This window comes from Roseisolibacter sp. H3M3-2 (assembly GCF_029211165.1).
GTDB lineage: Bacteria > Gemmatimonadota > Gemmatimonadetes > Gemmatimonadales > Gemmatimonadaceae > Roseisolibacter.
This window is the reverse complement of the sequence record NZ_JARGEK010000287.1, coordinates 1-6,470: the sequence shown is the minus strand read 5'-3', so window position 1 is coordinate 6,470 and position 6,470 is coordinate 1. Positions and strand designations below refer to the sequence as shown.

Below are 6,470 nucleotides of genomic sequence, written 5' to 3'. Positions count from 1 at the left end.
CCGTCGCGCGCCGCCCGCCGCAGCGGAGCGCGCGCGACGCCGTCCGGTGCGCCGCTTGCGCCGACGGGCGCGCCGACCGACCCTCTCCGCCTCCCCCTCGCCGCCGGAGTCCCCGATGCGCCGTGCCGCCGCGCCGACCGCCCTGCTGGTGCTCGTGACGCTCGCCGCGTGCGGCGGGGTGAGCCTGCGCGGGGCCCGCGGGACGACCGCCGAGACGGCGCCGTCGTCGCCCTTCCCGCGCGCCGACCGCGCCCCGATCCCGGCCGACCGCCCGACCCCGCTCCCCGTCCCGGGCGGCGTGGTGCCGACGCCGGCGAACGGCGTGAGGACCCCCGACCAGCGCCGGATCTGCCGCACCGAGAGCGTGCCGCGGGAGTGGATCGCGGTGGCCTACGTCGAGGCCGAGGGGCAGTGCCCGGCGCGGCAGGACGTGGGGACGAGCGCGAACGCCGCGATCATCACGCACCTGCCGACCAAGTCGCTGGGGACGGTGCTCGACGTGTGCCTCGACCAGCGCGTGCCGATCGACTGGCAGATCCTGCGCGGCGAGCCGGTGGCGGACCCGGCGGCATGTCCGGGGGCGGCGAGGGGAGAGGCGCCGACGACGCGGCGGATTCGGCGGTGGCGGTAGTCTCCGGTCGGCTTTCGTGACGGCGTAGAGCGGGGGACGGCGAAGCCCAGGAACGGCGCAGAGCGGGGTGAACCGAACCAAGGGGTGACCCGGAAACCGGGGTACGGCGGACCTACCGGCTATGAGCGGGCAGGTCCGCCGTACCCCGGTTTCCGGGTCACCCCTGTGTTCGGTTCACCCCGCTCTCCGCACTGCCCTGAACTGCGCCCCACCCCGCTCCTCGCCGTCGAAAGGGAAGCGGAAACAGCCTGGAGCGTGAAGTACGTCACCCGTCTCCCCCGCCGCTGGCGCTCCGCTCGCCTTACACCTGCGCATGAGCGACGGCACCAGTCCGGTTCCCCATCCCCCCTACACGCCCGACGGCGCCGCCGTCGACGCGATCGCCGCGGAGCTGATGCACCGCCTCCGCCCCGTGCTCGGCGCGATGCCCGAGTCGGAGTTCCTCGACCTCGTGCGCGTGATGGCGGAGCGGCAGGACCGCTGGCAGCGGCGCGAGCGGACGCGCGGGCCCTGAGCGCGCGACGGGGGCCGGCTCCGAGATGGAGCCGGCCCCCGTCACATCACGCCGGGGCGTGCCTCAGCGCATCGCGATCGTCGACGTGGACAGGTCGCGGATCGCCTTCTGGAGCATGCGCACCTTGTTGGCGTCCGACGACGCCTGGGCGTCGGCGTCGAGCTCGTTGGCGAGCTTGTTCAGCGCGTCGCGGCGCGCGGCGCCGCTCTGCCGCTCGGCGCCGGCGAGGGCGTCGCGCACCGCCGACAGGCGGGCCGAGACGAGCCCCTTCGAGCGCTCGAGCTGGTCGGCGAAGGCGCGCGCCAGCGCGAACGACGGCGGCCACACGAGCTTCGGCTGCCCCTGCGCGTTCAGGTAGTCGAAGCGGATCGTGTTGGCGGCGTCGATCTCGTTCTGCGAGATGTGCTCGCTCGGCGTCAGCGCGAGGACGTCGAGGCCGCGCGAGATCTCGGACGAGACGATGCTGCCGTTGTACCAGTAGACCGACCACGAGCCGCCGTTCCCCTGGCGGTCGGCGGCGACGGGGCCACGGTCGAAGAAGGCGATCTCCTGCACGTTCTTCGGGTCGGTCCAGTCGAAGACCGAGATGCCGCCCTGGTACCACGACTGCACCATGACGTCGCGCCCCGGGATCGGGATCAGCGAGCCGTTGTGCGCGACGCAGTTCTCCTGCGACGTCTGCGGCGCCGAGAGCTTGTAGTAGCTCTGGAACTGCATGCGGCGGTCGGGCGTCAGCGTGAACACCGCGTTGGCGCCCCACTCCTTCGGGTCGCTGGCGCGGCACTTCGGCTGCGAGCCGCCGCCCCACTCGTCGGTGAACAGGATCTTGGTGCCGTCGTTGTTGAACGTCGCCGAGTGCCAGTACGAGAAGTTCGAGTCGGCGACGGCGCCGATGCGCACCGGGTTGGCCGGGTCGCGGATGTCGAGCAGCAGCCCGTACCCCTCGCACGCGCCGCCGGCGAGGCCGAGCGCCGGGTAGACGGTGATGTCGTGGCACTGGTCGGGGCCCGTCTCCTCGCGGCCGCCGCCGCCGAACAGGCGCGCCATCATGCCGGGGAGCGCCTGCCGCAGCGCCGCGCTGTCGGCGGCCGTGGCGGCGCCGCTGCCGCCGCGCGCGCGCACGATGCTGTCGAGCATCGGCTGCGTCTGCTGCGTGCGCAGCGGGCGCTCGGTGCCGTTGATGCTCACGACGAAGTCGCCGCGGGCGCGGGCGGCGGCCAGCGCCTCGCGCTGCGCCTGCACGTCGGCCGGCGCGGCGCCGTGGCGCGGCGGGGCCTGCAGCCCGTTGAAGATGCGCGGCGAGCTGACGATCGCCGCCGCCGCCGGGTTCGCGAGCGGGACCTTGATGACCTCGATGCGGAAGAGCGCCGAGTTCGGGTCCTCGCCCGGCGCCGAGCGCGAGCAGCCCGGCAGCTCCTGGTCGGAGCGCACGCCGGCGGAGCCCGAGATGTACACGTAGACGTTCGCCGTGTCCTTCGGGTCGGCCAGCACGGTGTGCGTGTGCGAGCCGCGGCACGTCTGCACGTTGCCGACGTTCTTCGGGTTCTTGATGTCGGTGATGTCGAAGATGCGCAGGCCGCGCAGGCGGTCCTTGCTCACCGCCGACTGCACGCCCTGCCCGCCGCAGTCGATGCGGCCGGTGAGCCCCTCGCCCGACACGAACAGCAGGTTCTTGTAGACCGACACGTCGCTCTGCGACGCCGGGCAGAAGTACGCCGTGACGAGCGTCGGCTTGCTGGGCGTGGAGATGTCCCAGATCTGCCAGCCGTTGTAGTTCCCCTGGATGGCGTAGTTGCCGGTGAACGCCAGGTCGGAGTTGGTGCTGCCGGCGAACCGGTCGCCCGGGCGCGCGGTGGCCAGCACCTGCATGTTGGACACGGCGGTGGCCGCGTCGTAGAGCCCCGCGCGCAGGCCGACGCGCGGGTCGGCGGCCGCCGAGCGCGCGGCGCCCGACGGGGCGGCGCCCGTCGAGACGCTGACGCCGCGCGCGCAGGCGCCGAGCGTCGTCGCCGCGAGGGCGAGGGTGAGGAGACGGGTGGACGACACGTGGGTTGGGGAGGGAGCGGGTGGGGTGTGGGGCCGCGCGGTCAGGGCGCGCCGCCCCCGGTCAGCACGTCGAGGAGCATGCGCTCCATGCGGGCGATCTCGGTCACCTGGTCGACGTTGATGTCGGACGCGAGCTTGAACACGCCCTCGTCCTGCCCGGCGCCGTCGGTGGCGAACAGCTGCTCGACCATCGCCGTGGCGCCGCGGTGGTGCTGGATCATGAACTGGAGGAACAGCCGGTCGAACACCGGCCCGCGCGCCTCGGCCAGCTGCCGCAGCTGCGCCGGCGTGAGCATCCCCGCCATCGCGGCGTGGTCGCCGTGGCCGCCCGCGGCGCCGCCCATGTCGTGGCCGACGTGCGCCAGCGCGGCGGCGGTGGTGTCGGGGGCCGGCACCGGGCGGCCGCGGTCGCGCAGCCACGTCTGCATGCTCGCGATCTCGTCGCGCTGCGCGTTGATGATGCGCGCCGCCAGCGTGCGGATCGACGGGCTGGCCGCGCGCTCCGGCGCGAGGCGCGACATGACGACCGCCTGCGCGTGGTGCCCGATCATGTCGGTCATGAACCGCACGTCGGCGTCCGTGAAGCCGTAGCGCGTGGCGTAGCGGACGCTGTCGGGCGGGAGCGCGCCCGTCGTCGCGGCGGTCGCGGCGGCGCGCGGGGACGCGCCGCCCGACGCGCAGCCGGCGAGCACGCCGAGGGCGAGGAGGCGGAGAACGGTCGGGCTGGGCATCGGGAATCGAGTGGAGAGCCGGGGTAACATACCCCGCCCGCCACCGTCTGGTTGACGCAGCAGCGCCGGACGCCGTTGACGCCGCGCACGCCCCCGGCGAGCGTGCGCGCCATGCCCCCCGCGCCGCCCGCCCCCTGCCCCGGCTGCGGGGCGCTGTTCCCGCCGTCCGACGGCCCCACGCACCGCTACATCGGCGCCTCCGCCGGCTGCTGGGCGCTGTTCGCCCCCCGCTCGGTCGGCGAGGCCCCCGACCCGGCGCTGCTGGCCGCCTCGCGCGTCCCCGAGGCGCCCTCGGCGGCGCGCCCGGCGCCGTTCCCGCCCGCCCCCGCGCTGGCGACGCTGGTCGCCGACGCCTACGCCGCCCAGCACCACGGCGACGACTCCCCGCCGGCCGTGCAGTCGGTGGCGGTCCACCTGCTGGTGCTGCACGGGGTGGCGCGCCGCGGCGTCGCCCCGGCCCGCGCGCAGTGGGTGCGCACCCGCGCCCTCCGCACCCGCGGCGTGTTCGCGAAGCTCGCCCCGCCCCCGGTCGGCGCCGCGCTCACGCTGCGCCACCTGTACCCCGGGGGCGGGGTGACCACGCCCGCCGCCCCCGCCGACTACGCGGCGTCGGTGCTGGCCGCCTGGGAGGGCGCGCACGCCGCCACGCTGCGCGCCTGGTACGACCGCCACGTCGTCGCCGACTGACGCCGCCATGGAGATGCTCGAGACGACGGCGGGCGACTTCCCGCTGCAGGAGTACCGCCTGCGCCTCGGCGGGCGCGAGTGGTCGGTGCTGCACACGGAGGCGCTGCTGTCGTTCCAGGAGGAGCAGGACTTCCTCGGCGAGCGGCGCGCGCTCCCCTACGGCGTCGTCCTCTGGTCGGCGTCGATCGCGCTGGCGCACGACGTGGCCGCGCGCGCCGCCGACCTGCGCGGGCGCACGGTGCTGGAGCTGGGGGCGGGGACGGGACTCCCCGGGATCGTCGCCGCCTCGCTCGGCGCCCGCGTGGTGCAGACCGACAAGCAGGCGGTCGCGCTGGCGGTGTGCCGCCGCAACGGGGCGCGCAACGGCGTCGCCGGCGTCGAGTACCGCCAGGCCGACTGGGACGCCTGGACCGACGCGGCGCGCTACGACTGGATCCTCGGCGCCGACGTCCTGTACGCCGACGGGATGCACGACCGGCTGCGGCGGATCTTCGACGCCAACCTCGCCCCCGGCGGCCGGCTGCTCCTGGCCGACCCGTTCCGCCCGCTCAGCTTCCGGCTGCTGGAGGCGATGGAGCGCGACGGCTGGACGGTCGGGCTGTCGCGGTGGACGATCGGGGAGGGGGAGGAGGCGCGGCGGATCGGGGTCTACGAGCTCCGCGCGCCGGGGGGGGCTCCGTAGCGGCTGCGGACTGCGGGCTGCGGGCAACGGGTTCCGATCCGCAGCCCGCAGCCCGCAGGTAGTTTGCCTCCCATGCGCGTCGTCCAGTTCCGCACCCGCAACCCGCTCGTCGGGCTGCTGATCCTCCTCGTCGTCCTGGCGCTGCTGGTCGGCGTCGTGGTGTTCGGCGCGGTCGCGGCGCTGGCGCTGGCGGTGGTCGGCGGCGGGGTCATGGCGGTGCGGCGGCTCACGGGGCGGCCGGCGCTGCGCCCGCCGCCGCCGGCCGAGCTGCCGCTCGATCCCACCCTCGAGATCCGTCCGGCCGAGCCCGACGACACCCGGCGGCTGCCGCCCGCGTAGGAGCGGCATGCCCGGCGCCGCCGACCGCCCCCGCCCCGACTTCCGCCCCGACCTCGAGGGGCTGCGCGGCGTGGCGATCCTGCTGGTGGTGCTCTTCCACGCCGGGGTGCCGGGGTTCGCCGGCGGGTTCGTCGGCGTCGACGTCTTCCTCGTCCTCTCGGGGTTCCTCGCCACCCGCGCGCTGGCGCGCGAGCTGGACAAGACCGGGCGCATCGGGCTCGCCGACTTCTGGGCGCGCCGCGCCGCGCGGCTGCTGCCGGCGCTCTTCCTCGTCGTCGCGGCGACGCTGGCGCTGGTGTGGGCGTTCTGGGCGCCGATCGACCGCGCCCCCGCCGCCGCGACCGCGCGCGCCGTCGCGCTCTCGGGCGCCAACGTCGAGCTGGCGTCGCGCGGCGTGCACTACTTCGGCTCGCGCGACGACCCGCTGCTGCACACCTGGTCGCTCGGCGTCGAGCAGCAGTTCTACTATCTCTGGCCGCTCCTCCTGCTGCTGGTCGCGCTGGTCGCGGAGCGGCGGCCGCGCGCGCTGCCGTGGGGCGTCGCGCTGGCCGGGCTGGCGTCGCTCGCGGCGTCGTGGTGGCTCACCGGCGCGCAGTCGGCGTGGGCCTACTACGGGCTCGCCACGCGGCTGTGGGAGTTCGCGCTCGGCGGGCTGGTCGCGCTGACGCCGGGCGCGCCGTCGCCGCGGACGGCGCCCGTGCTGCCGGCGGCCGGGCTGGCGCTGGTCGCCGCGGCGGTGTGGGCGTTCGACGGCACGCTGCCGTACCCCGGGCTCGCCGCGCTGGTGCCGACGCTCGGCGCGGCGGCGGGCGTCGGCGCGGGGCCGGCCAAGTCGGAACG

The 6,470-nt window shown here is 75.8% G+C and carries 8 protein-coding genes; 6 read left to right on the top strand and 2 right to left on the bottom strand.

The annotated features are described in order from the left end of the window. Window positions 1–115: 115 nt before the first annotated feature. Window positions 116–631: a hypothetical protein gene (locus tag PYV61_RS19030; RefSeq protein WP_275834552.1), complete on the top strand. Its 516-nt coding sequence runs from the start codon at window positions 116–118 to the stop codon at window positions 629–631. A gap of 313 nt (window positions 632–944) precedes the next feature. After that, entirely contained in the window at window positions 945–1,145 is a 201-nt protein-coding gene (locus PYV61_RS19025; protein ID WP_275834550.1) for a hypothetical protein, read from the top strand. Window positions 1,146–1,208: 63 nt separating this feature from the next. Here the strand turns inward: PYV61_RS19025 and PYV61_RS19020 are convergent, their stop codons facing one another. Together PYV61_RS19020 and PYV61_RS19015 are read right to left on the bottom strand one after the other, a co-directional pair. Next, entirely contained in the window at window positions 1,209–3,191 is a 1,983-nt protein-coding gene (locus tag PYV61_RS19020; protein ID WP_275834549.1) for a hypothetical protein, read from the bottom strand. 41 nt (window positions 3,192–3,232) lie between these two features. Further along, window positions 3,233–3,922: a DUF305 domain-containing protein gene (locus PYV61_RS19015; protein ID WP_275834547.1), complete on the bottom strand. Its 690-nt coding sequence runs from the start codon at window positions 3,920–3,922 to the stop codon at window positions 3,233–3,235. Between the two features lie 111 nt (window positions 3,923–4,033). Here PYV61_RS19015 and PYV61_RS19010 point away from each other — a divergent pair, with 111 nt between their 5' ends. From PYV61_RS19010 to PYV61_RS18995, 4 genes are all read left to right on the top strand, one after another. Then, a complete protein-coding gene (locus PYV61_RS19010; RefSeq protein ID WP_275834545.1) occupies window positions 4,034–4,609 on the top strand; it encodes a DUF5946 family protein in 576 nt (191 codons plus the stop codon). A gap of 7 nt (window positions 4,610–4,616) precedes the next feature. Then, a complete protein-coding gene (locus PYV61_RS19005; RefSeq protein WP_275834543.1) occupies window positions 4,617–5,291 on the top strand; it encodes a methyltransferase domain-containing protein in 675 nt (224 codons plus the stop codon). Window positions 5,292–5,363: 72 nt separating this feature from the next. After that, the gene (locus tag PYV61_RS19000; protein WP_275834541.1) at window positions 5,364–5,630 is read left to right on the top strand and encodes a hypothetical protein; all 267 of its coding nucleotides are present in this window, start codon (window positions 5,364–5,366) and stop codon (window positions 5,628–5,630) included. A gap of 7 nt (window positions 5,631–5,637) precedes the next feature. Further along, window positions 5,638–6,470, top strand: an 833-nt coding sequence (locus tag PYV61_RS18995; protein ID WP_275834539.1) for an acyltransferase, incomplete at its 3' end; no start/stop codon positions are given.